The 19,997-nt window shown below is 67.9% G+C and carries 23 protein-coding genes and 1 pseudogene; 5 read left to right on the forward strand and 19 right to left on the reverse strand.

What is annotated here, in order from left to right:
• Positions 1–95 precede the first annotated feature (95 nt).
• A complete protein-coding gene (locus tag CSR00_RS16835; protein WP_099023565.1) occupies positions 96–479 on the forward strand; it encodes a hypothetical protein in 384 nt (127 codons plus the stop codon).
• Between the two features lie 705 nt (positions 480–1,184).
• Here the strand turns inward: CSR00_RS16835 and CSR00_RS16840 are convergent.
• The 9 genes from CSR00_RS16840 to CSR00_RS16880 form a co-directional block, all read right to left on the reverse strand.
• Positions 1,185–1,562, reverse strand: coding sequence for a hypothetical protein (locus tag CSR00_RS16840; protein ID WP_099023566.1), 378 nt, complete (start codon positions 1,560–1,562; stop codon positions 1,185–1,187).
• Entirely contained in the window at positions 1,562–1,891 is a 330-nt protein-coding gene (locus CSR00_RS16845) for a hypothetical protein (RefSeq protein ID WP_099023567.1), read from the reverse strand. The genes CSR00_RS16840 and CSR00_RS16845 overlap by 1 nt, the downstream gene beginning before the upstream one ends.
• Before the next feature lie 2 nt (positions 1,892–1,893).
• Positions 1,894–2,718 (reverse strand): phage major capsid protein, encoded by an 825-nt coding sequence (locus tag CSR00_RS16850; protein ID WP_099023568.1) that lies wholly within the window; start codon positions 2,716–2,718, stop codon positions 1,894–1,896.
• 126 nt (positions 2,719–2,844) lie between these two features.
• Positions 2,845–3,303 (reverse strand): hypothetical protein, encoded by a 459-nt coding sequence (locus CSR00_RS16855; RefSeq protein WP_099023569.1) that lies wholly within the window; start codon positions 3,301–3,303, stop codon positions 2,845–2,847.
• A 13-nt stretch (positions 3,304–3,316) separates the two neighbouring features.
• A complete protein-coding gene (locus CSR00_RS16860) occupies positions 3,317–4,642 on the reverse strand; it encodes a phage portal protein (RefSeq protein WP_099023570.1) in 1,326 nt (441 codons plus the stop codon).
• The gene (locus tag CSR00_RS16865; RefSeq protein WP_328514722.1) at positions 4,639–6,078 is read right to left on the reverse strand and encodes a terminase TerL endonuclease subunit; all 1,440 of its coding nucleotides are present in this window, start codon (positions 6,076–6,078) and stop codon (positions 4,639–4,641) included. The genes CSR00_RS16860 and CSR00_RS16865 overlap by 4 nt, the downstream gene beginning before the upstream one ends.
• Positions 6,079–6,300: 222 nt before the next feature.
• Positions 6,301–6,741, reverse strand: coding sequence for an HNH endonuclease signature motif containing protein (locus CSR00_RS31805; protein WP_099023572.1), 441 nt, complete (start codon positions 6,739–6,741; stop codon positions 6,301–6,303).
• Positions 6,738–6,923, reverse strand: a complete 186-nt coding sequence (locus CSR00_RS16875; RefSeq protein ID WP_141564382.1) for a hypothetical protein — start codon at positions 6,921–6,923, stop codon at positions 6,738–6,740. Before CSR00_RS16875 ends, CSR00_RS31805 begins: the two co-directional genes overlap by 4 nt.
• 495 nt (positions 6,924–7,418) lie before the next feature.
• Positions 7,419–7,625: a helix-turn-helix domain-containing protein gene (locus tag CSR00_RS16880; protein ID WP_099023574.1), complete on the reverse strand. Its 207-nt coding sequence runs from the start codon at positions 7,623–7,625 to the stop codon at positions 7,419–7,421.
• A gap of 771 nt (positions 7,626–8,396) precedes the next feature.
• Here CSR00_RS16880 and CSR00_RS16885 point away from each other — a divergent pair.
• A complete protein-coding gene (locus CSR00_RS16885; RefSeq protein WP_099023575.1) occupies positions 8,397–8,666 on the forward strand; it encodes a hypothetical protein in 270 nt (89 codons plus the stop codon).
• Here the strand turns inward: CSR00_RS16885 and CSR00_RS16890 are convergent.
• The 5 genes from CSR00_RS16890 to CSR00_RS16910 all read right to left on the reverse strand — a co-directional run bounded on the left by CSR00_RS16890 (position 8,663) and on the right by CSR00_RS16910 (position 13,240).
• The gene (locus tag CSR00_RS16890; RefSeq protein ID WP_099023576.1) at positions 8,663–9,565 is read right to left on the reverse strand and encodes a tyrosine-type recombinase/integrase; all 903 of its coding nucleotides are present in this window, start codon (positions 9,563–9,565) and stop codon (positions 8,663–8,665) included. The genes CSR00_RS16885 and CSR00_RS16890 overlap by 4 nt on opposite strands.
• An 80-nt stretch (positions 9,566–9,645) precedes the next feature.
• The gene (locus CSR00_RS16895; RefSeq protein ID WP_281259728.1) at positions 9,646–10,878 is read right to left on the reverse strand and encodes an Nramp family divalent metal transporter; all 1,233 of its coding nucleotides are present in this window, start codon (positions 10,876–10,878) and stop codon (positions 9,646–9,648) included.
• Positions 10,879–11,050: 172 nt separating this feature from the next.
• On the reverse strand, positions 11,051–11,311 hold the full coding sequence (locus CSR00_RS16900) for a hypothetical protein (protein ID WP_099023598.1): 261 nt from the start codon (positions 11,309–11,311) through the stop codon (positions 11,051–11,053).
• A gap of 47 nt (positions 11,312–11,358) precedes the next feature.
• On the reverse strand, positions 11,359–12,435 hold the full coding sequence (locus tag CSR00_RS16905; RefSeq protein ID WP_099023578.1) for an NAD(P)H-dependent amine dehydrogenase family protein: 1,077 nt from the start codon (positions 12,433–12,435) through the stop codon (positions 11,359–11,361).
• Positions 12,436–12,448: 13 nt separating this feature from the next.
• Positions 12,449–13,240 (reverse strand): SDR family oxidoreductase, encoded by a 792-nt coding sequence (locus CSR00_RS16910; protein ID WP_099023579.1) that lies wholly within the window; start codon positions 13,238–13,240, stop codon positions 12,449–12,451.
• Positions 13,241–13,415: 175 nt separating this feature from the next.
• On the opposite strand from CSR00_RS16910, the gene CSR00_RS16915 reads away from it, so the two are divergent.
• Genes CSR00_RS16915 through CSR00_RS16925 form a run of 3 tightly spaced genes read left to right on the forward strand, consistent with a single transcriptional unit; the run spans position 13,416 to position 16,037 of the window.
• Positions 13,416–14,465, forward strand: coding sequence for a type III polyketide synthase (locus tag CSR00_RS16915; protein ID WP_099023580.1), 1,050 nt, complete (start codon positions 13,416–13,418; stop codon positions 14,463–14,465).
• Positions 14,466–14,469: 4 nt separating this feature from the next.
• Positions 14,470–15,024 (forward strand): isoprenylcysteine carboxyl methyltransferase family protein, encoded by a 555-nt coding sequence (locus tag CSR00_RS16920; RefSeq protein ID WP_099023581.1) that lies wholly within the window; start codon positions 14,470–14,472, stop codon positions 15,022–15,024.
• Positions 15,021–16,037 (forward strand): NAD(P)/FAD-dependent oxidoreductase, encoded by a 1,017-nt coding sequence (locus CSR00_RS16925; protein WP_099023582.1) that lies wholly within the window; start codon positions 15,021–15,023, stop codon positions 16,035–16,037. Before CSR00_RS16920 ends, CSR00_RS16925 begins: the two co-directional genes overlap by 4 nt.
• Here the strand turns inward: CSR00_RS16925 and CSR00_RS16930 are convergent.
• The 5 genes and pseudogenes from CSR00_RS16930 to CSR00_RS16945 form a co-directional block, all read right to left on the reverse strand.
• Complete coding sequence (locus CSR00_RS16930; RefSeq protein ID WP_407662463.1) at positions 16,018–16,434, reverse strand: LmrA/YxaF family transcription factor; 417 nt, start codon at positions 16,432–16,434, stop codon at positions 16,018–16,020. The two genes, CSR00_RS16925 and CSR00_RS16930, sit on opposite strands and share 20 nt — an antisense overlap.
• Positions 16,425–16,608 (reverse strand): annotated as a pseudogene (locus tag CSR00_RS31810) (TetR family transcriptional regulator); the annotation flags it as partial. The gene CSR00_RS16930 and the pseudogene CSR00_RS31810, both read right to left, overlap by 10 nt.
• Entirely contained in the window at positions 16,605–17,504 is a 900-nt protein-coding gene (gene ku / locus CSR00_RS16935) for a non-homologous end joining protein Ku (RefSeq protein WP_099023584.1), read from the reverse strand. The gene ku and the pseudogene CSR00_RS31810, both read right to left, overlap by 4 nt.
• Positions 17,505–17,527: 23 nt before the next feature.
• Positions 17,528–18,475 (reverse strand): carbohydrate kinase family protein, encoded by a 948-nt coding sequence (locus tag CSR00_RS16940; RefSeq protein ID WP_099023599.1) that lies wholly within the window; start codon positions 18,473–18,475, stop codon positions 17,528–17,530.
• Positions 18,472–19,920: a mannitol dehydrogenase family protein gene (locus tag CSR00_RS16945; RefSeq protein ID WP_099023585.1), complete on the reverse strand. Its 1,449-nt coding sequence runs from the start codon at positions 19,918–19,920 to the stop codon at positions 18,472–18,474. The genes CSR00_RS16940 and CSR00_RS16945 overlap by 4 nt, the downstream gene beginning before the upstream one ends.
• Positions 19,921–19,997 lie beyond the last annotated feature (77 nt).

The following is a 19,997-nucleotide window of genomic DNA, read 5'->3' on the forward strand; positions in this document are numbered from 1 at the left end:
AAGGGGATCGGACCGAACTAGGGGTCCGCGTGGTGTGCCAGCCAGCCCCGACAGAATCAGGCCACAGGATGCGTCGCCCTCGTACACTTCAGGGGGTGGACACCATGTTGCTGCGTCAGTTCCAGAAACAGGTGGCCGACAGCTGCAAGGTCGGTATCCACGGTGTACATATCATCAATCACGGCCTCGGTGCCACTGATCAGGACGCCATCTGGGTAGGGGTGCCGATCCTTCTCACCGGCGCTGCGAACGCGGCCAAGGCGATGTGGGGGCAGAAGGGGAGGCTGTCTGTCCAGCGAGCACCGCTACGTCAGTCGCTCGAGGTGGATGACACGTCACCACTGAAAGACGTGGACATGCGTAACAACTTCGAGCACTACGACGAGCGTCTGGACCGGTGGTGGAGCGATTCCCCGCGGCACAACATTGCCGACCGCTTCGTAGGCCCGCCCGACATGATTGCCGGGCTTGAGCCTTGAAGGTCATCCTCACCGTCCCCCGTGTGCGATTGCTGCAAGACGCCAGGCTGCCGCATTCAGGCTGGGGCCATCGAGCAGTGGCTGCACATCTTCCCGTGCCGGGCCGCAACGTCTCGGGGTGCGCCCGACAGTGCCGGAAGAAGCCGTGCCGGGCGGGTGAGCCCGCTGCATAGCGCCCGGGTGTGGATCGCACCGCCGGGAGGCTGGAAGTAGCGTGCCCAGCGGTGTCGGGTCCACCTCGACTCGGCGTAGTGGATGCAGTCGGCCAGGTTCTGCAGTTCGTCATCTAGACCGCCCTCGCCTCGTCGTTGCCGCCTCATCAGCGCAGATCTTTCGGCCATCAGAGCGACGAGTTCGCGGTCAATTTCGCTGGGTGTCATGCCCGCAGACGGTAGGCCGTCGATGCCGCATTCGCAAGGGCCGCAATGTGTTTGGGTGCCATAACTCGACTTACGCCGATGTGTGCGATGGGCACCAAAAAACCCCTTGCGGCCTGTGTAGAGCAAGCGCAGCAAGGGGTTTCGGGTGCAGCCAGTTACGGCGCACGGTGGGCGGTGAAGGGACCAAGCCCGCCCACACACGATTGGGGGTGCCCCCGACCCCTTGGCGGACCAGTGCCAGGGGTCGGGGGCGGTGGCGGGACTGAGGGGCCCGCCGTAAGCCGCGTCGAGGGGGCCATCGCCCGCCCTCACGACGCGGTTGGTATCAGTTTGCTAGCGCGGTAATCGCATACCACACAAAGCGATTGCGGCGACCCGTCAAGCCGCCAGGCTCTGCCCACTGCGCGGGCCCGTGCACTCGATACTTGACGGTTCCGATCACCAGCGTGTCGCCGTGGTTCGGCAGGCGCTTGGCCGTCACTGGCACGCCCACGGGGCTGCCCTCGGCCGAGACCACGTCACCGCCTCGAGACGGCGCGAGGTTCCACTTCGGCCCGCCCATCACGAGACCTGACAGCTTGATGCCATCGCCGCCGACACCGTGCAACACGTTGCCGTCGGCGTCTACAAGATCACCGAAGGCGTCGCGGCCCACAGCGACGGTGCGCGGTGCGCCGGGCGAGTAGAGGATTCCCGTGGCCATCAGAGTGCCCGGACCCGGTGGCGGTCGAGCGCCATCCGCTCGACGGTCGTCCACCCAGTGAACGCGCTTCGGAATGAAACACTCTCGGGGCCAACGGATTCGTCGTAGAGCAACCCCTTCGAGTTCGACAGCAGCCGGGCAGCGGCCGTGAGGATCACCGCCCGGATTTCGGGTGCAGGACCGTCCTCGGTGAAGCCAGCGCCCCGCGTGTACGACCTCGCCATCACGGTCACGATGCTCAGAGCCGTTGCTGCTCGGGAGAACTCGTCCGCTCCGTCGAAGTTCTGCCCGAGCAGCAGGCCCAGGTCGTCAGGGGTGGGCGCGGTCATGATCAGCTTGCTTCGTAGAGGCGGACGATGCCCGCTGGGTTCGGGAATCCGAAGCCCACCCGCGAGGTGGCACGAACCTGTACTGCGTCCTCGGCGAACGCGGCGTCGGTTGAGGTCACCACGGTAGTGCCTGTGCGGCGCACGACGAGCACCTGCGACGAATCGACTGCCCAGGCGTTGCCTGCAGCGACGTGTGGCGACACCAGCGCGGTGATGCCTGCAAGCTGCACACCGTCGGCGACGTTGTCGAACAGGCCGACGTTGCTGTCGGTGCCCTGCTTGGCCTTGGCCAGAGCCAGGGCCACGTCCGGGGCGAGTACAATGTGGGTCAGCTCGGCACCCTCGGCCAGGGCTGCGGCCTTGGCGTCGTGGACGTGATCCAGGGTGGTCCATGCGCCGCCGGTGTCTACGACCTCAGTCGTCACCGACAGCAGACCGCTGGGCCCGTTCACGGTGGTGTTGGCGAAGAACGCCGCATCGACACCCTTAGCGATGCTGCGGGCCAGGCTGTTTCCGATCTGCTCGGCCACCGCGGGCTCGGAGTCGGATGCCGCCTCGTTGGAGATCTGCGTGCGGCCCGCGACCTTGGTGGGGGTGATCTCGACCTCACCGGCGCTCGGGTCGGCCAGGGTGATCGTGGAGTTCTCAGCGAACCAGGCGGTCGCCGGATCGGCGGTCAGAATCGGCACGCGGATCGATTGGCGCTGCGTTCCGATGACGGTCGCGGCCTGAAATGCAACGCTTTTCGCGGCGACGACGGTGTCGACCAGGGCGCCGTAATCTTCCGGGGTCCACGCTGCGGCGAGATTGGAGTTCAGGGTTGCCATGTGTTGAATATCCTTATGGTGGTGAGCTTTTCACTACTGCCGCCGGGGCAGGGTGTGGGAAGTTGGACGCCGGGTCCGTTTGAGCAGCCGCTCGCCACCAGGACGAATATAGCCACCCTAAGTTTATCATCCGTGGGTGCGCAGAAGATCCGAGAACGTCGGGGCGGCTGGCGCGTTACCCCGATTCCCCTGCCCGACAGCTCCACCGACGCGGCGCTTCGCGTAGTGGGGCCGCCTCTCGATCAGCTCATCGATAGCCGCGTCGAGGGCATCTGCATCATCGAGTAGGTCGGCGTCGAACTCGAGATCCCCTGCGTCGGCCAGCTTCCCGGTGGCCTGGACGCGGGCCGTGAACAGGGCGCGGGCCAGCTCGTCGGCGCGTTCCTCGGCCTCCTTGGCGCGGGTGCGGTGCTTGGCGTTCTCGTCGCGCAGCTTGCGCACCACGTCGGCGGGGTAGGTCTGCTCGGCGTCGTCGGGCTCTGAGTCGCCCGCTGCGCCATCCGGGTCGTCCCCCGGTGTGACGACCTCGGGGTCGGTCTGTTCGTCGGCCTGCGGGGCGTCTGGGGCATCATCAGTCTTGGGCACGTTGTTCCTTCCGTTATCCACGTTCAGTGATGGTTCGGGTGTATCGGTCGACATCAGCCCGGATGCCGCTGGCGATGTCGTTCTCCCGGTCGGCGAGGATGTCGGCGACCTCGGCGTCGGAGTAGCCCAGGCGGCGCAGGGCGTGGGACACCGGCAGAATCCCCGCCTGGACCAGCTTCGTGACGCTGTCGGAGACCTGAGCTTCGCTGCGGGTGTCGGCGGGTGCCCAATTCACACGAAGCGGAATGCTAGCGGGGTCGGCCCCGGTGTCTACCGCAACGAGTAGCCGACCTATTTGCTCCCAGGATCTTCCAAACGCCTGCTGCCGCTGCTCGACACGGGCGACCAGGGATGCTTCGCTGGCGCGCAGCGCGTCGGCGGATGTGGGCTGTGAGGTCAGGATTCCCAGGTAGTGGCTTGGCAGTGCCGATACCGCCATGATCTGCGAAACAATCACCCGTACCGCGGTTTCGAAGCCCGAGAGGGTGGGCTCGGTGAAGTTGCCGAACTTCGTTTCGCTGCTCTCGGAGATGGCCATCGGCAACGTCGAGATGTCCTCAATCGGGCTCACGACTTCCACCATCGGCTGGCCGTCAGAGTCGAGGATCGGATCTCCCTCGGAGTTCAGGATCGGCTTCTCGGTCAGTTCTAGGCCGGTGGACCATGAACGTCCGAATCCTGCACGGTGCACGCCGACGAGCATGGAGAGGATGACTTTGTTGAGCGCGTCGACCGGACCCTTCAGGTCATCGATTTCGCTGCGCCCGGTGCCGATGGGCACCAGCGGGACTCGGCCCAGATCGTGGTCGATGGTTTCCACCAGCGCGTAGGTGGTGCCCCCGGTCGTGGGCGCCGACCAGTGCTCGACGGTGGTCGGCCCGTAGATGTAGGCCTCGGTGGTCGTCGCGGTGTGGTACCGCTTGATTCCGGCCACCACGGTGCGGTTGGCGGGGTCGCGGATGACGGCGCACTGGCGGGGGTCTTCCACGGTGGCGGTCGGCCTGCCGTCCTGCGACCACACCAGCACGTACCCTGACCCGTAGGTGAGGGCGTCGGCCATCGCCTCGGCAGAGGTCTGGTCTAGGTCAGTGGAGCGGAACAGTTCGGTGGCGCGCTGGTCGCTGAAGCCCGAGATGCGCAGCCGCTCCACTAGACTCGACACGGCAAGGCTTGGGATGTTGATCGCCAGCCGGTACAGGTGCGAGTCGAGGGCCTTGCGGCTGTCCTCGGACAGGAACGCCTGACGCTGGGTGCCCGTGGAGTAGCGATACAGCTCCTCAAACCGGGCCCGGGGTGCGTCCAGTTCCTTGAGCAGGGTGTCCAGTAGCTTCGAGTTCATCGAGTTCCAATCACACGTCGTCGCTTGCGGGTGGGGCGGGTCGCCAGCCACGAACACCGCGAATGGCAGAACACCAGGGCCGCAGCAAGATCAATCTTCGGGGCATGCTTCGACCGTGACGCCTTGGCCAGTCTGATGCCCTTGTCAGACTCGCGCACGGTCGCGGCCAGGACGTGGCGGCGCAGATCCTCATCGCCGGAATGTGTGAACAGGCCGTTCATCGCGGCTGCGTGCAGATCGTTGGTGGCCGGGGTGAGTCGCGCCGGGTTCTGGGTGAACTCCACCATCGGCAACCCCTCGTTGGCGAGCACCTGCGCCGAACGAGTGAAATACGCTGGGTCGTAGGCGACCTCGCGGATCTTCCACCGCTTCGCGGCCTCTCTGATCGCGTCCTCCACGGCGAGGACGTCGACGCGCCAGCCGTCGTGACCGGCGGGCCGCTGCCATACCCGGTAGGCGTCGAAGTGCGGGCGCGGAGTCGGCGTTCCCACCACGATGGCCGTGCTGTCGTCCTTCAGGCTGGCGTCGACGGCCAGGACCACTTCGGCGCCGTCGGGGATGCCCCTGCCGGTACCCAGGCCGTCCCATGTCTCCGCGTCGAGGAATGGCGACTCGTTATCCTCCACGAACTGTGCCAATCTCTGGCGCCTGAACGTGTTTTCCCGGGTGCCTCGCGACAGCTTGAGCGCATCCGGCGCCAGGAAGTCCCCGAGCGCAGGGTTGGCCAACTGCGCGCAGTGCAGGCATCCGACCGGGTGGTGCTGGAAGTCATCGGAGCTGAACTCGCGGTAAACAAGCGCTTCGTCGCCCAGGTCACGGTGCAGGCCCCGCAGATCGGTCAGCACCGAATCCCGGGGGTTCGGCGGCGGGGTACCGGCAGCGACCAGGCGGGAGGATGGGCGCTTTCCCTGTGCGAGCAATAGCACTTCGTAGGTGTCGCGTGACACGACGCCGCACTCGTCCAAGTAGCAGCTCGAATAGTCGAGGCCCTCAAGCGATTTCGGATCTGCTGGGAGGCACACCATGGATGAGTTCGAATGCGGGATGAAGATCTTCTCGGCCGCGATCTGGCAGCGGGCCTCCAGCTCGGGAGCCAGCTCGATGAACCGGCGCGCAATACCGAAGATGATGCCAGCCTGCCGCTGGTCACTGGCGCAGATCACGACGTTGGCCGACTCGCCGTAGGTGAAGAACTCGTAGGTCGCGATGGCTGCCAGCAACGACGACTTGCCGTTACCGCGGCCAATCATCAAGCACGCCAGACGTGTTGGAGAATCCAGGATGTCGCGGACGATGGCCATCTGCCAGTCCCGCAGCTCCAGAGGCTTGAGCTTTTGGTCTCCCTTGCCGACTTTCAGAAACCGCCGGGCGAAGTAGGCGAACTGCTCCGACTTCGGGCCCTTTGGAGGGCGCCACGGCAGCGAACTGTCGTCCACGGCCCTGGGTCGCGCCATCGGTAAAACTCCAAATCAGGATTTGTGGTGTGAGCTGGGAAAAGTGCTAACGACGCCCTCCGCGCTTTGCACGATCTGTGCCGGGAGGGCAGCCGCAGGGGCCCTCCCCTGGTCTTTGCCGTCCATCTGCCATGCTGAGCGGTGTTTGCTGGCGGTCCTGATGGGATACACCAGTGAGGGTGTTTGCGTCCGCCTGTGTGGCTGTCAGGCGTGCGTGTCGGCGTTTGCGCTGGTGGCTGCGGCTCGGCGTGCGGCTTCGATGCGTTGCCGTCCGGCTCGGGTCGGTCGCCGCTGTTGACTGGCCTCGAGCCTGTCGATTACTTGTCGTGCCTCGTCCTGCGTGTATGTTGCACGGCGAGAGGCGTTCTCGGATCGGCAGAGGACGCGGCAGTTTTCTGGTGCCAGTGCGAGTTCCGGCGCCACGGACACGGGGATCACGTGATCAACGACGAGATCTGCGGTAGCGCCGCATGATTCGCAGAAGGGGGACTCGCGCCGCAGGCGCTTGCTGAGCCGGTCCCATGCTGCTGGGCGGTGTCGCTCAGCCCGGGTTTTGCCGTCCCAGGCCCGTTTGGGTGTGCAGGCAGGGCAGCGGCTACCGGACTCGATGAGTTCACCACATGAGATGCAGGGACGCGGGATCACTGGGCGAGTGCCGCCTCGCGGTACATCGCGTTGACCTCGGCTTGGAGGCGTTCGACTTCACGGTCCCGCGCGGCCAGCATCTCCTTGAGGTAGCGGATTGCGATGCGCGCTTCGATGAGAAGGTCGGCTGGGTCTGTGCTGCGGGGCGAAGCCTGGTATTCATCGGTGTCGATGTTGGTCAACTTCATGTCCTTTTCAGGTGAGCGGCGGCGTCGCCGACTGATGTGTATGGGCACCGGTGTCGGGCTGCCATCGACCCGACCGAGGGCGCCGCTTTGATCGTGCCCGTCTCAGGTGGTGGTGGCTGGGTCCAGGTGACCTGGGTAGCGGGGTCGACGTGTTTTGCATCGAGTTCGACCGCCCGGGTGGTTCCGGTGTGCGCCATGGCCAGCCCGGCCAGGCCGCGGTGTCCCCGGGCCCGGGGAACGCCGGGCCCGATCTCGGGCCCCAGTGCGGGGACGGTGGCCAGCCAGGGTGGTGGATCGACGCTCAACTGCTGCCGTTCGCGGGAATCGCGTAGCTGCGTGGCCGGGCCGGGGTGTGGCATGCGGCGACAATCTCACGGCTGCCGATGGCTGTGGTCTTGTGGGCGTGGCGAGCCCGGCAGTGCGGGCAGCTAACGATCACGTAGCCGCCGCGAACGTTGAGCACCCGAGCGGTCCCCGTCTGCCAGTCCGTCACTCGGGCAGTCCCTCGCCGCGCAGGGTGCGGCCACGTTCACGCTCCAGGAACGCCTCAACATCAGCGGCCCGAAAGACCAGCCGTGCGCCCCGACGATGTCCAAGTGGGCCCTTACCGGCGACCCGCATCTTGTGAATCGTCTCGACCCGCACGCCCAACGCTTCGGCGACCTGCTGAACATTCATCATCTCGTCATGTGCCATGCTCTGCTCCTAAAGTCATTGGCGTACAACACGTTTTAGTCATGGAGATACTGAGAAGAACCCGAACATCCCCTCCATGCACTCAATGTCTGGTTGCACCGATCCCGGAGGGGAATAGACCCTTGCCCCCCATGGGGCTGGGGCGGGCACTTGGGCGCCAGCTCTTGATGAACGCTCCGGCTCCAGCTTGGGCGTTCCTGGTGTCACCAATCGGATGTATCCAGGTACCTCACATCGTCCTGGCCGTGCCCTCACGGATCGCTCCGTGCTCCGGTTCCCGGTTCGACTCCGATTCAACGGAGGGCCGCACACATGCAAGGCTCTTCAGGGCACAGGGAACTGTCCCCGTCTGACGGATGTATCGGCAAGGTGATGGCCTTCTGTCATCCCGACGATGGCAGCCCCTGCACACTCCCCGGCTGCTAGCCGTGGGATTTTAAGTTGTGCACCAGTCGATTTGGTGCTTACTTGTTAATTCCCCTGAATCCGCGACGGCGACGCTTACGTATGCGGTCGCGGTGCGGAGGTGGCGGGACAGTGGGCAGCGAGTACACCGCGTACTCCCTGCCAGCAACGATGCGCGTCTCCAACATGCGCTGCATTTGCCCTCACCCTCAGTATAGCAGCAAACTTCCCAGATCGTCGGCGAGCTGCACCCGCCGGTCAACCGTTTCCAGATTAGACGCCCGGCAAAGGGGGTTACAGGGAGTGCGCACTGGCGGGTAAACGTGCCCTGACCAGGGGTTACAGGGAGGCCATACGTTTACGGCTATGAGCGACAAAGAGTTCACCGCGCAGCGGACCCGGGAGCGAGCCACGCTCGCGAGCATCGCCTCGCACCAGTCATGGGCAAAGACTCACGACCGGGCCGCCCGCACCGCCCCTGCGCGGGCGGCGATGATGGCGAAGTTTGAACGTGAGGTGGACCCACAGGGCGTGCTCACCCCGTGGGAACGCGCTCGCCGGGCAGAGAATGCCAAGAGCGCCTACTACAAGCGCTTGGCGCTGAAGTCCGCCCAGGCGCGGCGGCGCCGGGCCTAGATGTCGCCCAGGCCCAACTTCTGCGCCTCGGCGGCGGCCCGCTCGGCTGCGCTGGCAGCGGTGTAGCGGTCGAGCATCGCCCGTGACGACCATCCAGCGGTGGTCATCAGTCCGCCCTCCGAGCCACCGGCACGAAGCCATCGGGTCGCGGCCGTGTGCCTCATTTTGTGCGGATAGAAGTCCTTGATCCCGGCCCGCTCTGCTCGCCCAACGAGTGCGTGCCGCAGGCCGTAGTAACGGAAGTCCCGCCAATTGTCGGCGCCGAGCCACAGCTTGCCCCCGTCGGCCATGCGGTGGCTGCGGCGCATACGTAGATACCGGTCGATGGCCTGGCCGGTCTGGGGGCCGAACGACACTATCCGGCCTTTGCCACCCTTTCCACGCCGAACGAGGGCCTGGCCGCGATCCAGATCGAGGTCCGCGATATCCATCCCCGTGACCTCGCTGGCGCGCATCCCCGTTTCTGCCATCAGCCGCACGATGGCCTCATCGCGGCGGTCGGTGAAGTTCTTGCCCTGGCAGGCCTTGATGAGCGCTCGAAGTTCATCATCACTCAAGGGCTCGACCACCGGTCGGTCCAGTTTCGGCTGCTTCACACCGAGCAGGGGGTCAGCGCTCAGCTCGCCTTCCTCAGTCAGCCACGCCGAGAACCGCCGGATTCCGGTTAGGCGTGCCGTGGCCGTCCTGGGCTGCTGGCCGCTGTCGAGGAGGTCGGTCACGAACGTCTGAACGTTCGCCTTGGTCAGTTCGGCGGGGGTGCCGGTTCGGTCGCACCACCTGAGGAATGCGGTGACGCCCTCGGAGTAGGACTTGACGGTGGCAGGCGACTTGCGCTCGGCGCGCAGCGCCAGGCGCCACGACTTCAACATCTCGGGCAGATCCAGCAAACTCTTCTCCATGCATCTATCTTGACATGGAGCGCTGTCCGGTTACAGGGAACAGCGAATATGCGCCGAATCCCCAGGTCGGAACCCAATTCCTAGCTACCGGTCACCGTCAGATAGATCAACAGCATGTTCAGCAGACTAATCACCGCGGCGATCACCCAGCCGAGCGTGGTGGTCACACGACGGTTGACGTCCTCGCCCATCAGGGTCGCGTCGTTGGTCATCCGCACCAGCGGAATCAGCGCGAACGGGATCCCGAAGGACAGCACCACCTGCGAGAGCACCAGGGCGCGACTGGGGTCGAATCCCACCGCCAGGACCACCAGGGCCGGCAGCAGCGTCACCAGCCGGCGCAGCAGCATCGGCACCGAGACCTTCAGCAGGCCCTGCATGATCATCGCGCCCGCGTAGGCCCCCACCGAGGTGGAGGCCAGCCCCGAGGCCAGCAGGCCGACGGCGAACAACAGCGCGACCGTCGGTCCCAGGCTGTCGCGCACCGCGTCGTAGGCGCCCTCGATGGAATCGGTGTTCTCCCGGCCGCGCAGGTTGGTCGCGGCCACCAGCAGCATCCCGATGTTCACCGCCCCGGCCAGCACCATCGCCAACGCGACGTCCCAGCGGGTGGCGCGCAACAGGCGCCGCCGCTGCGGCCCGGGCTCGGGGTGGCCGTGCCGGTCGCGGGTCAACCCGGAATGCAGGTAGACCGCGTGCGGCATCAGGGTCGCCCCCAGCATCGCCGAGGCCAACAGGACGCTCTCGGCGCCCTCGAAGCGCGGCACCAGGCCGGCGACCATCTCGTCGACGGGCGGCGGCGCGACGACGAGGCTGCTGAGGAAGCCGATCGCGATGACGGCCAGTAGCCCGACGACGACGGTTTCGAAAGTCCGCTGGCCGCGGCGGCTCTGAACGGCCAGCAGCATCAGCGACACCGCGCCGGTGATGATGCCGCCGAGCAGCAGCGGCAGATCGAACAACAGGTACAGGGCCAGCGCTCCGCCGACCACCTCGGCCAGATCGGTGGCCATCGCCACCAGTTCGGCCTGCAGCCAGTACAGGATGCGGGTCGGGCGACCGGTGCGTTCGGCGACGGTTTCGGGCAGCGAGCGGCCGGTGACCAGGCCCAGCTTGGCCGACAGGTACTGAATCAGGCTGGCCATCAGGTTGGCCAGCACGATCACCCACAGCAGCAGGAAGCCGAATTGCGCACCGGCGCTGACATTCGCGGCGACGTTGCCGGGGTCGACGTAGGCGATGGCCGCGACGAAGGCCGGCCCGAGCAGGTAGATCGACGGCATCCGGCGGGGCATCCGGCGCGGTGAACGCACGCGCTGTGTCAACCCGCCCCCGCTTTCGTTCCTGCACGTCGAATCAAAAAGTTAGGATAAACGAAAATATGCCGGTGGCAACCCCCGGGCGCTGCGTGAGGAGCGCAGACGGAAACGGCGCGGCGACATCACGCGATGTCGCCGCGCCGTTCCCGTTCGGGTCAGCCGTGGATCACATGAACCACATGCCGCCGCCCCAGCCCTCCCACGGGAAGGCGTAGACCGACGGAGTGGAGGACAGCTGTGCATTGCCCGGGTCGGTGCATTCGGTGGTGGCGCCGCCCTGCTCGCCGCCTCCGCCGCTCTCGGTTCCTTCACAGCTCGGCATCAGCGGCTCGTTGGCCCCTGGTTCCGCCGCGGCGACGGGAGCAACTGCCATCGCAACCCCGCCGGCGAACAGCAGCCCGGCCAGCGCGCCCGCAGTTCTCTTCATCATCGGATTCCCTTTCAGCCGATTTCACACCGCACGATTACAGCGCATCACTGAGCAGCGTATAACCCTTTGCCCGTCACCAATGGTAAGTCGAGCATGCTGGTGATGCCGGGCGGCGCGGCGACCACCGCCGGGATGGCGTTGACCACCCGCATCGCCGTCGCAACCAGGCCCGCATGGTTGTGGTCGCCGTGGGGACTGCCCAGGCACAGGTCCAACGCGTACGAGGGCTCGCCGGTGATCTCGACCCGGTAGGAGCCGCCGGGTTGGGCCGGTTGCGGCCAGTCCGGGCACAGGTCCTCGCGCAGCCGGGTCACATGCTCGAGGACGACGGCGGCCTGCCCGTCCACCATGCCGCGCACCTCGAAGCGCAACGCCGCCGCGGTGCCCTTGTCGATATGCCCGGCGGCGATGTCGAACGCCTCCGGGGCCGGTTCCCGGACATAGATCTCCTCGACCGCGTCGAGGGTGATGCCCAGCCCCGCCGCCAGCTGCCGCACCACCGAACCCCACGCCATGCTCAGCACCCCGGTCTGCAGCAGCAGCGGAATCTCGTCGAGCGGCCTGCCGAAACCCATCACGTCGAACATCACCGTCGCGCTGTCGTAGGTGGCGTAGTCGACGATCTCCATGCAACGGACCTGCTCTACCCGCTGACAGGTCCCGGTCAGCGCCAGCGGCAACAGGTCATTGGCGAAACCGGGGTCGATCCCGTTGACGAACAGGCTGGCGCCGCCGTCGCGGGCGGCGTCGGCCAGCGGCTGGATCAGCTCGTCGGGGATCACCTGGTAGGGGTACTGCAGGAACACCGGGCCGCTCCCCACGACATTGACCCCGGCGGCCAGGATGCGGCGGTAGTCCTCCAGCGCCTCGGGCAGCCGGTTGTCGGCCATCGCGGTGTAGACCGCGCACTGCGGGCCGCCGGCCAGCACCGCGGCCAGATCGTCGGTGGCCGTGACCCCGGTGGTGACGTCGAGGCCGGCCAATTCGCCGGCGTCGAGGCCCACCTTCGCCGGGGAGGACACCCACACCCCGGTGAGCTCGAAGTCGGGATTGGTGATCAGCGCGGTCAGGGCGTGCCTGCCCACGTTTCCGGTGCCAATCTGTGCAACGCGAATCGCCATCTGCCGATGTCCTTTACAGGTCGGGAAGGGGTAGGTCCAGGTTGGGGAACGTGATGCCGCCGTCGACCTCCAGGGTCTTTCCTGTGAGGTAGCTGCCGGCGGGGGAGGCCAGGTAGACCGCCGCGGCGGCGATGTCGGCCGGGTCGCCCAGGCGGCGCAGCGGTGTCGCCCTCTCCATCGGGGTGCGCAGCTCCTCGTTGGCGGCGACGACGTCGAGCGCCGAGGTCAGGATCGAGCCGGGGGCGATGGCGTTGACGCGGATGCGCGGGCACAGGTCCAGCGCTGCCAGCCGGGTGTAGTGCGCCAGGGCGGCCTTGGCGGTGCCGTAGGCGGCGAACCCGCGCCCGGCCAGCCGGCCCATCGTCGAGGTGATGTTGATGGCGCTGCCGCCGCCGGAGTGCTCGAGCATGATCGGGACGGCCGCGGTGAGCAGGGCGTGCGCGGTGGAGACGTTGAAGGTGAACGCGTTGCGAAGGTCCTTCGCGGAGGTGTCCAGCAGCGCCCCCGGCATCGTCCCGCCGACGTTGTTGACGACGATGTCTAGTCGGCCGAACACCTCCGCCGCGGTGCCCGCCAGTCCGGCCGTCGCCTCCGGATGGGCCAGGTCGCCGACGACGACGTGGGCACGCCGGCCGGTGCCACGGATCTGCTCGGCCACGGCGTCGAGTTCTGTCGCTGTGCGCGAGGCGATCACGACGTCGGCACCGGCCTCGGCGAAGGCGATCGCGATCGCCGCGCCCAGGCCCCGGCCGGCGCCGGTGACCACCGCCACCTGATCGTCGAGGCGGAATCTGTCAAGGATCACGGGAAGCCACGCTAACAACTCCGCGGTCCTCCGCGGACCGCATTGCGCAAGGTTTTTAGAACAGGTTCTAGTGCTGAGCGGCGGTCGCCGGTGGCGCGATAGGCATAGCATGGCAGCAGGGGAGGCCGACAAAGGTGGACGACCATATGAACGCCGAACCCCATAGCGTGAGCCGATGAATCCGACCCCAGCGGAGCCGGCGATCAGATCGGCCGTCGTGGAGCTTCCGCCGCACCGCTACGGCCAGGAGGAACTGATCTCCGCGCTGTCCGGCCTGGCCGGCCAGGAGTTCGGACGCTTCGCGGAGGCGAGCGGAGTGGCGTCGCGCCACCTGGCGCTGCCGTTGGAGCGCTACCCGGAACTGACCGGCTTCACCGAGGCCAACGCGGCCTACAACGAAGTGGCGCTTGATCTTTCCGAGCGGGCCCTGCTCTCCGCGCTGGACCGCGCCGCGCTGCATCCCGCCGACGTCGACATCGTGTTCTCCACCACCGTCACCGGCCTGGCCGTGCCGACATTGGAGGCGCGGCTGGCCAACCGGATCGGCCTGCGCCCCGATGTCAAGCGGGTGCCGCTGTTCGGGCTGGGCTGCGTCGCAGGTGCCGCCGGCGTGGCCCGGATGACCGACTACCTGCTGGCCTACCCCGATCAGGTGGCCGTGCTGCTGGCCGTCGAGCTGTGTTCGCTGACCATCCAGCGTGACGACACCTCGGTGGCGAACCTGGTGGCCTCCAGCCTGTTCGGTGACGGCGCGGGTGCCGTCGTCGCCACCGGCGCGGCCCGCGCCACCGGCGGGCCCCGCGTATTGGGCACCCGCAGCAGGCTCTACCCCGACAGCGAGAACGTCATGGGATGGCGGATCGGTACCGAGGGTTTCCGGATCGTGCTGTCGGCGGACGTGCCCACGGTGGCCGAGAAGTACCTCGGCGAAGACGTGCGGCTGTTCCTCGACGAGTTCGGACTGACCCCGGACGACATCGCCACCTGGGTGTGCCACCCCGGCGGCCCCAAGGTGATCGAGGCCGTCGAGGACACGCTGGAGCTGCCGGCCGGCACCCTGGACCGGACCCGGGAGTCGTTGCGGCAGAACGGTAACCTCTCCTCGGTCTCGGTGCTCGACGTGCTGCGCGCCAACTTGGCCGAGCCGCCGGAGCCGGGCTCCTACGGGTTGATGATTGCGATGGGCCCGGGCTTCTGCTCCGAACTGGTGTTGCTGCGGTGGTGAGCCCGTGTACTACCTGCTGATCGTCGTGGTCGCCCTGGAGCGGGTGGCCGAACTCGTCGTCTCGCGGCGCAACGCCGCCTGGGCGTTCGCCCGGGGTGGCCGGGAGTTCGGACGTGGCCACTACCCGGTCATGGTCGCGCTGCACGCCGCGCTGTTGCTGGGCTGTGTGCTCGAGGTCTGGCTGGGCCAGCGGCCGTTCCTGCCGTGGTTGGGCTGGCCGATGCTCGCGGTGGTGCTACTGGCCCAGGTGCTGCGCTGGTGGTGCATCGCGACGCTGGGGCGGCGGTGGAACACGCTGGTGATCGTGGTGCCCGGTGCGCCGTTGGTGCGTCGCGGGCCCTACCGGCTGCTGCACCACCCCAACTACGTGGCGGTGGTGATCGAGGGCATCGCCCTGCCGCTGGTGCACACCGCCTGGGTCACCGCGGTGTGCTTCACGGTGGCCAACGCGGCGCTGCTGGCGGTGCGGATCCGGGTGGAGAACGCGGCGCTGGGCTACACCGACTCCACGACCGACCCCACGATCGACCCCACGCCATCCGGAACCAGCGGGCCATGACCGGGCACGATGTCGACCTGCTCGTCGTCGGGGGCGGCCCGGCGGGTCTGGCCGCCGCGCTGGCGGCGCGGGCGCGGGGCCTCTCGGTGGTGGTGATCGAACCCCGGGACAGCCCGATCGACAAGGCGTGCGGCGAGGGGTTGATGCCGGGGGGCCTGCGGGCGCTGACGGCGCTGGGGGTGGATCCGGCGGGAGTGCCGTTGCGGGGCATCGCCTATCTCGATGGCGAACGACGTGCCGAGGCGTGTTTCGACGCCGGCCCCGGTCGTGGGGTCCGGCGTACGACGCTGCACGCGGCCCTGGCTTCCCGCGCCAAAGAACTGGACACCGAGTGGATCCCGCAGAAGGTGACCGAGGTCGTCCAGGACCCCACCGGCGTGCGTGCGGCGGGCGTGCGGGCCCGCTATCTGATCGGAGCCGACGGTCTGCATTCCGCGGTGCGCCGGGCGGTCGGCATTCCCACGGTGGTCGGCACACCGCGCCGGTTCGGCGTGCGCCGGCACTACCGGATCGCACCGTGGTCGGAGTTCGTCGAGGTCTACTGGTCGCCGTGGGGCGAGGCCTACGTGACGCCCGTGGAACCCGATCTGGTGGGGGTGGCGATCCTGAGCCGCCACCGTCCCGACCTCGACTGGTTTCCGGGGTTGGCCCGGCGGCTGGCCGGCGCCGCGCACACCGCCGAACGCGGCTGCGGACCGCTGCGGCAGGTGGTGTCACGGCGCGTGGCGGGCCGGGTGCTGCTCGTCGGTGACGCCGCCGGCTACGAGGACGCCCTGACCGGGGAAGGTGTCAGCCTGGCGGTCAAGCAGGCCGGCGTCGCCGTCTGCGCGCTCAGTGCCGGCCGGCCGGAATCCTATGAGCGCGAATGGCGCCGGGTGACCCGCCGCTACCGGTTGCTCACCAGGGGATTGGTGGTGGGGACCGCGACCACCGGCGGGCGGCGAGCCGTGGTGCCGGTCTGCCGCGCCCTGCCGGGTGTTTTCGGCCGGGCGGTCAACCTGCTGGCCGGGTGACCGCGAGCCGCCGCGCCAGTTCGGCCTCCACGTCGCGCAGTGGCTGCGGCGAACGCTGCGCGCGGGCCTGCAACAGGCCGCCCTCGATCGCGCTGACGCAGAACGAGGCCAGCGCCGCCGGGTCGCCCGGAATCTCGGGATGGCGGCGCAGCGAGACCTCGATGCGTTCCCGCAGCAGCGCGAACGCGTGCGCGGCCGCCTCGGTGATCTCCGGTTCGTCGGGCCCCGCCAGCGCCGCCGCCGCGATGGGGCATCCGGTGTCGTAGTCGGCGGCGTCGAGCGCCCGCACCCACATCGCGATCATGGCGCGCACCATCTCCGCGGGCGCGGCCGACTCGGCGTAGGTGTCGATGCGCCGGGCCGTCGAGGCTCCGGCGGCCTGGGTGACCGCGACCATCAGTTCGGTCTTGCCACCCGGAAAATGCTGGTAGATCGAGTTGCGCGCCGCCGCGCTGCGCCGCAGCAGGTCCGCCAGGCCGGTCGCGTGCACCCCGCGCTCCTGGACCATGGCGATGGCGTTGGCGATGAGGCGCTCCCGGGGCCCGGCGGCCTTGCCGGCGTCGGTGGTCATTTCCTGGCAGCCTCCTTGGCCGGTGTCTTCTTGGCCGGTGCTTTCTTGGCCGGTGTCTTTCGGGCCGGTGCCTTCGCGTCCGGCGAGGCGCCCGACTCTCCGGAGGCCTGCCGCTTCTTCACGCTGGCCTCCAGTTTGGCCAGCAGGTCCGAGACGTCCTCGGTCTCGTCGAGTTCGGTCGGTTGCTCCTCGACGGTGAACGCCTCGCCGCCCTCGAGTTTCGCCTCGACCAGCTCGCGGAGCTGCTCCTGATAGTCGTCGTGGAACTGGTCGGGGTTGAAGTCCTCGGCCATCGAGTCGACGACCTGACCGGCCATCTTCAACTCCGAGGGCTTGAGCTCCACCTTCTGGTCCAGGACGGGGAAGTCGGGGTCGCGGATCTCGTCGGGCCACAGCAGGGTGTGCACCACCATCACTTCGCGCTTGCTGAAGTCCTTGACCCGCAGGGCCGCCAGCCGGGTCTTGCTGCGCAGCGCGAAATGCACGATCGCGATCCGGTCGGTCTCCATCAGCGTCTTCGCCAGCAGCACATAGGACTTCGAGGACTTCGAATCCGGCTCCAGAAAGTAGCTGCGGTCGTACATGATGGGGTCGATCTGCTCGGCGGGCACGAATTCGAGCACCTCGATCTCGCGGCTGCGCTCCTCGGGCAGCGTCGCGATATCGTCGTCGGTGATGACCACGCTGCGGCCGTCGTCGGACTCGTAGGCGCGGGCGATGTCGCGGTACTCGACGACCTCGCCGCACACCTCGCAGACGCGCTTGTAGCGGATGCGCCCGTTGTCCTTGGCGTGCACCTGATGGAACTTGATGTCGTGGTCCTCGGTGGCGCTGTACACCTTGACGGGCACGTTGACGAGCCCGAAGGCGATCGATCCCTTCCAGATGGAGCGCATAAAGCCAGTATGGACCAGCAGGTCTACCCGTGTCCGTGAGGCAGCAGACGCGGCGCGGCGGCGTCGCGGGCCGCCCGGTCCGGCAGGTCGGCGCCGGCGCGGGAGACGGTCAGCGCGGAGTTCAGCGCCGCCGAGTCGAGCACCGTCTGCAGGGTAGCGGCGTCGATGGCGTGCAGCCGGGCGCGGTGCTCGGCACCCAGCAGACCCTGCGACCACAACCCGTCGATCAGGCCGGTCATGAACGAGTCGCCGGCGCCCACCGTGTCGACGACGTCGGTCGTCAGCGCCGGGACGTGCACGGTGCCCTGGGCGCACACCGCGAAGGCGCCGTCGGCGCCGGTGGTCACTGCGACGACGGCGGGCCCCCGGTGCTCGAGCCAGCGGCGGGCCACCTCCTCGGGCGCGACGTCGGGAAACAGCCACCGCAGGTCCTCGTCGGAGGCCTTGACCACGTCGCTGCGGCCGATGGCCCGCTCCAGGCGGGCGCGCGCCTGTTCGGCGTCGGGGATCAGGCTGGGCCGCACATTCGGGTCGAACGTGACGGTGGCCGAGACCCGGTAGGTGTCCAACAGGGCGGCGACGGCGCGGCACCCGGGTTCGAGCACCGCCGCGATCGACCCGGTGTGTACGACCAACGGCGGCTCCACCGTCGTGGTGCCGGCGAGTTGCCACTCGATGTCGAACCGGTAGGTCGCCGAACCGGCGGCGTCCAGCACCGCCCTCGCCACCGGTGTGCGCTGGGCGGTGGTGCTGCCCTCGGCGAGCCCGACCCCGGCCGCGGCGAGGTATTCGGCGATGCGCCGGCCACGCTCGTCGGTGCCGATATGGGTCAGGAAGTCGACCCCGTGCCCGAGCCGTCCGAGACCGACCGCGACGTTGAGCGGGCTGCCGCCCACGTGCTCCCCGGTCACCCGCCCCTCGCGTTCGACGATGTCGATCAGGGCCTCACCGATCACCAGGGCACGGTTCACCACTCCTCCTTGCGTAGCGCCTCCAGTGTCGCCCGGGCGCCGTCGCGGTGCAGCGAGTCCAGGGCCCAGCGGTAGGCCTCGACGAACCGGGGCGACTCGGCCAGATCCCCGAACAGCGAGGTGTTCTTCACGAAGGCCAGCGGGGCCAGGGGATCGTCGCGCTGGGTGCGGGCCAGTGGGACCAGCGTGTCGGCCAGCTGGTCGACCACCTCGATCGGCCGCCCCTCCTCGTCGATCCCTTCGGCGTAGCGCGCCCAGCTGGCCACGATCGCCGCGGAGAGCCGAACGGGTCGGTCGGCGGCCAGGTTGGCCCGCACGACGGGCAGCAGCCACTTCGGGATCCGGTCGGAGGAGTCGGCGCACAACCGCGCGACGGTGTCGCGGACGCCGGGGTTGGCGAACCGTTCGAGCAGGGTGCGTTTGTAGTCCGGCAGGTCGATGCCCGGCACCGGTTTGAGGGTCGGGGTGGCCTCCGAATCCATGTAGGCCAGCAGAAACTCCGCGAACAGTGGATCGGCGGCGGCGTCGTGCACCAGCCGGTACCCGGCCAGGTACGCGAAGTAGCACAGGCCCTGGTGGCTGGCGTTGAGCAGGCGCAGCTTCATCAGCTCGTAGGGTGTGACGTCGCCGACCATCAGCACGCCGACGTCCTCGTAGGGGGGCCGGCCCTCGACTCGGCCCTGCACGAAGTCGTCCTCCAGGACCCACGCCGTGAACGGTTCGGCGACCACCGGCCAGCGGTCCTCGACGCCGTACTCCGCGGCCAGCCTCTCGATGACGTCCGGCGTGGTCACCGGGGTGATGCGGTCCACCATCGAGTTCGGGAACGTCGTGTGCTCGCCCATCCAGGCCACCAGGTCGGGGTGGACGCGTTCGGCGTAGGAGGTGAACGCCGCGCGCGCGACGTCGCCGTTGCCCTCGATGTTGTCGCAGGACACGATGGTCGGGGAGGCCACCCCGCGTTGGCGTCGGCGCTCCAGCGCCGCGGTGACCAGCCCGAACACCGAAACCTCATCGGGCTTCTCGATGGCCTTGTCGATCTGGTAGCCGCCCTCGGTGATGGTCATCGACACGATCCGGGTGCTCGGTGCGGCCAGCAGCTCGATGACCGCCTCCGGGTCGTCGGGGGCGTAGCGGTAGTCGACGATGGAGCCGATGACCCGCACGTCACGGGAGCCGTCGGGTTTCTCCAGGATCAGCGTGTACAGCCCGTCCTGGGCGTCCAGCGCCTCCTTCATGCGGCGGTCGGCGGGCATGACCCCGATCCCGCAGATCCCCCAGTCGAGCGCGCGCCCCTGCTCCAACAGCTTGTCGATGTACATCGCCTGGTGGGCGCGGTGGAACCCGCCGACGCCGAAATGGACGATGCCGACCGTGATTTCGCCACGGTCGTAGGTCGGAGCGGATACCGGCAGGTCGGCCAGTGTCGAGTCGTTCAGCTCCATGACGCCACCGCCTGCACACGAGCAATACAAAAACCAAAAAACGGGAATGTTGTGTACGTCACAGTGTCCATGTTAGC

This window comes from Mycolicibacterium palauense, from assembly GCF_002592005.1.
Classification (GTDB): domain Bacteria; phylum Actinomycetota; class Actinomycetes; order Mycobacteriales; family Mycobacteriaceae; genus Mycobacterium; species Mycobacterium palauense.

Excerpts from the sequence above, each read along its gene's own strand:
- CSR00_RS16840 (WP_099023566.1), bottom strand. The coding sequence starts at position 1,562 with ATGGCCACGGGAATCCTCTACTCGCCCGGCGCACCGCGCACCGTCGCT.
- CSR00_RS16845 (WP_099023567.1), bottom strand. The coding sequence starts at position 1,891 with ATGACCGCGCCCACCCCTGACGACCTGGGCCTGCTGCTCGGGCAGAAC.
- CSR00_RS16850 (WP_099023568.1), bottom strand. The coding sequence starts at position 2,718 with ATGGCAACCCTGAACTCCAATCTCGCCGCAGCGTGGACCCCGGAAGAT.
- CSR00_RS16860 (WP_099023570.1), bottom strand. The coding sequence starts at position 4,642 with ATGAACTCGAAGCTACTGGACACCCTGCTCAAGGAACTGGACGCACCC.
- CSR00_RS16880 (WP_099023574.1), bottom strand. The coding sequence starts at position 7,625 with ATGGCACATGACGAGATGATGAATGTTCAGCAGGTCGCCGAAGCGTTG.
- CSR00_RS16885 (WP_099023575.1), top strand. The coding sequence starts at position 8,397 with ATGAGCGACAAAGAGTTCACCGCGCAGCGGACCCGGGAGCGAGCCACG.
- CSR00_RS16890 (WP_099023576.1), bottom strand. The coding sequence starts at position 9,565 with ATGGAGAAGAGTTTGCTGGATCTGCCCGAGATGTTGAAGTCGTGGCGC.
- CSR00_RS16900 (WP_099023598.1), bottom strand. The coding sequence starts at position 11,311 with ATGAAGAGAACTGCGGGCGCGCTGGCCGGGCTGCTGTTCGCCGGCGGG.
- CSR00_RS16905 (WP_099023578.1), bottom strand. The coding sequence starts at position 12,435 with ATGGCGATTCGCGTTGCACAGATTGGCACCGGAAACGTGGGCAGGCAC.
- CSR00_RS16915 (WP_099023580.1), top strand. The coding sequence starts at position 13,416 with ATGAATCCGACCCCAGCGGAGCCGGCGATCAGATCGGCCGTCGTGGAG.
- CSR00_RS16925 (WP_099023582.1), top strand. The coding sequence starts at position 15,021 with ATGACCGGGCACGATGTCGACCTGCTCGTCGTCGGGGGCGGCCCGGCG.
- CSR00_RS16930 (WP_407662463.1), bottom strand. The coding sequence starts at position 16,434 with ATGGTCGCGGTCACCCAGGCCGCCGGAGCCTCGACGGCCCGGCGCATC.
- ku (WP_099023584.1), bottom strand. The coding sequence starts at position 17,504 with ATGCGCTCCATCTGGAAGGGATCGATCGCCTTCGGGCTCGTCAACGTG.
- CSR00_RS16945 (WP_099023585.1), bottom strand. The coding sequence starts at position 19,920 with ATGGAGCTGAACGACTCGACACTGGCCGACCTGCCGGTATCCGCTCCG.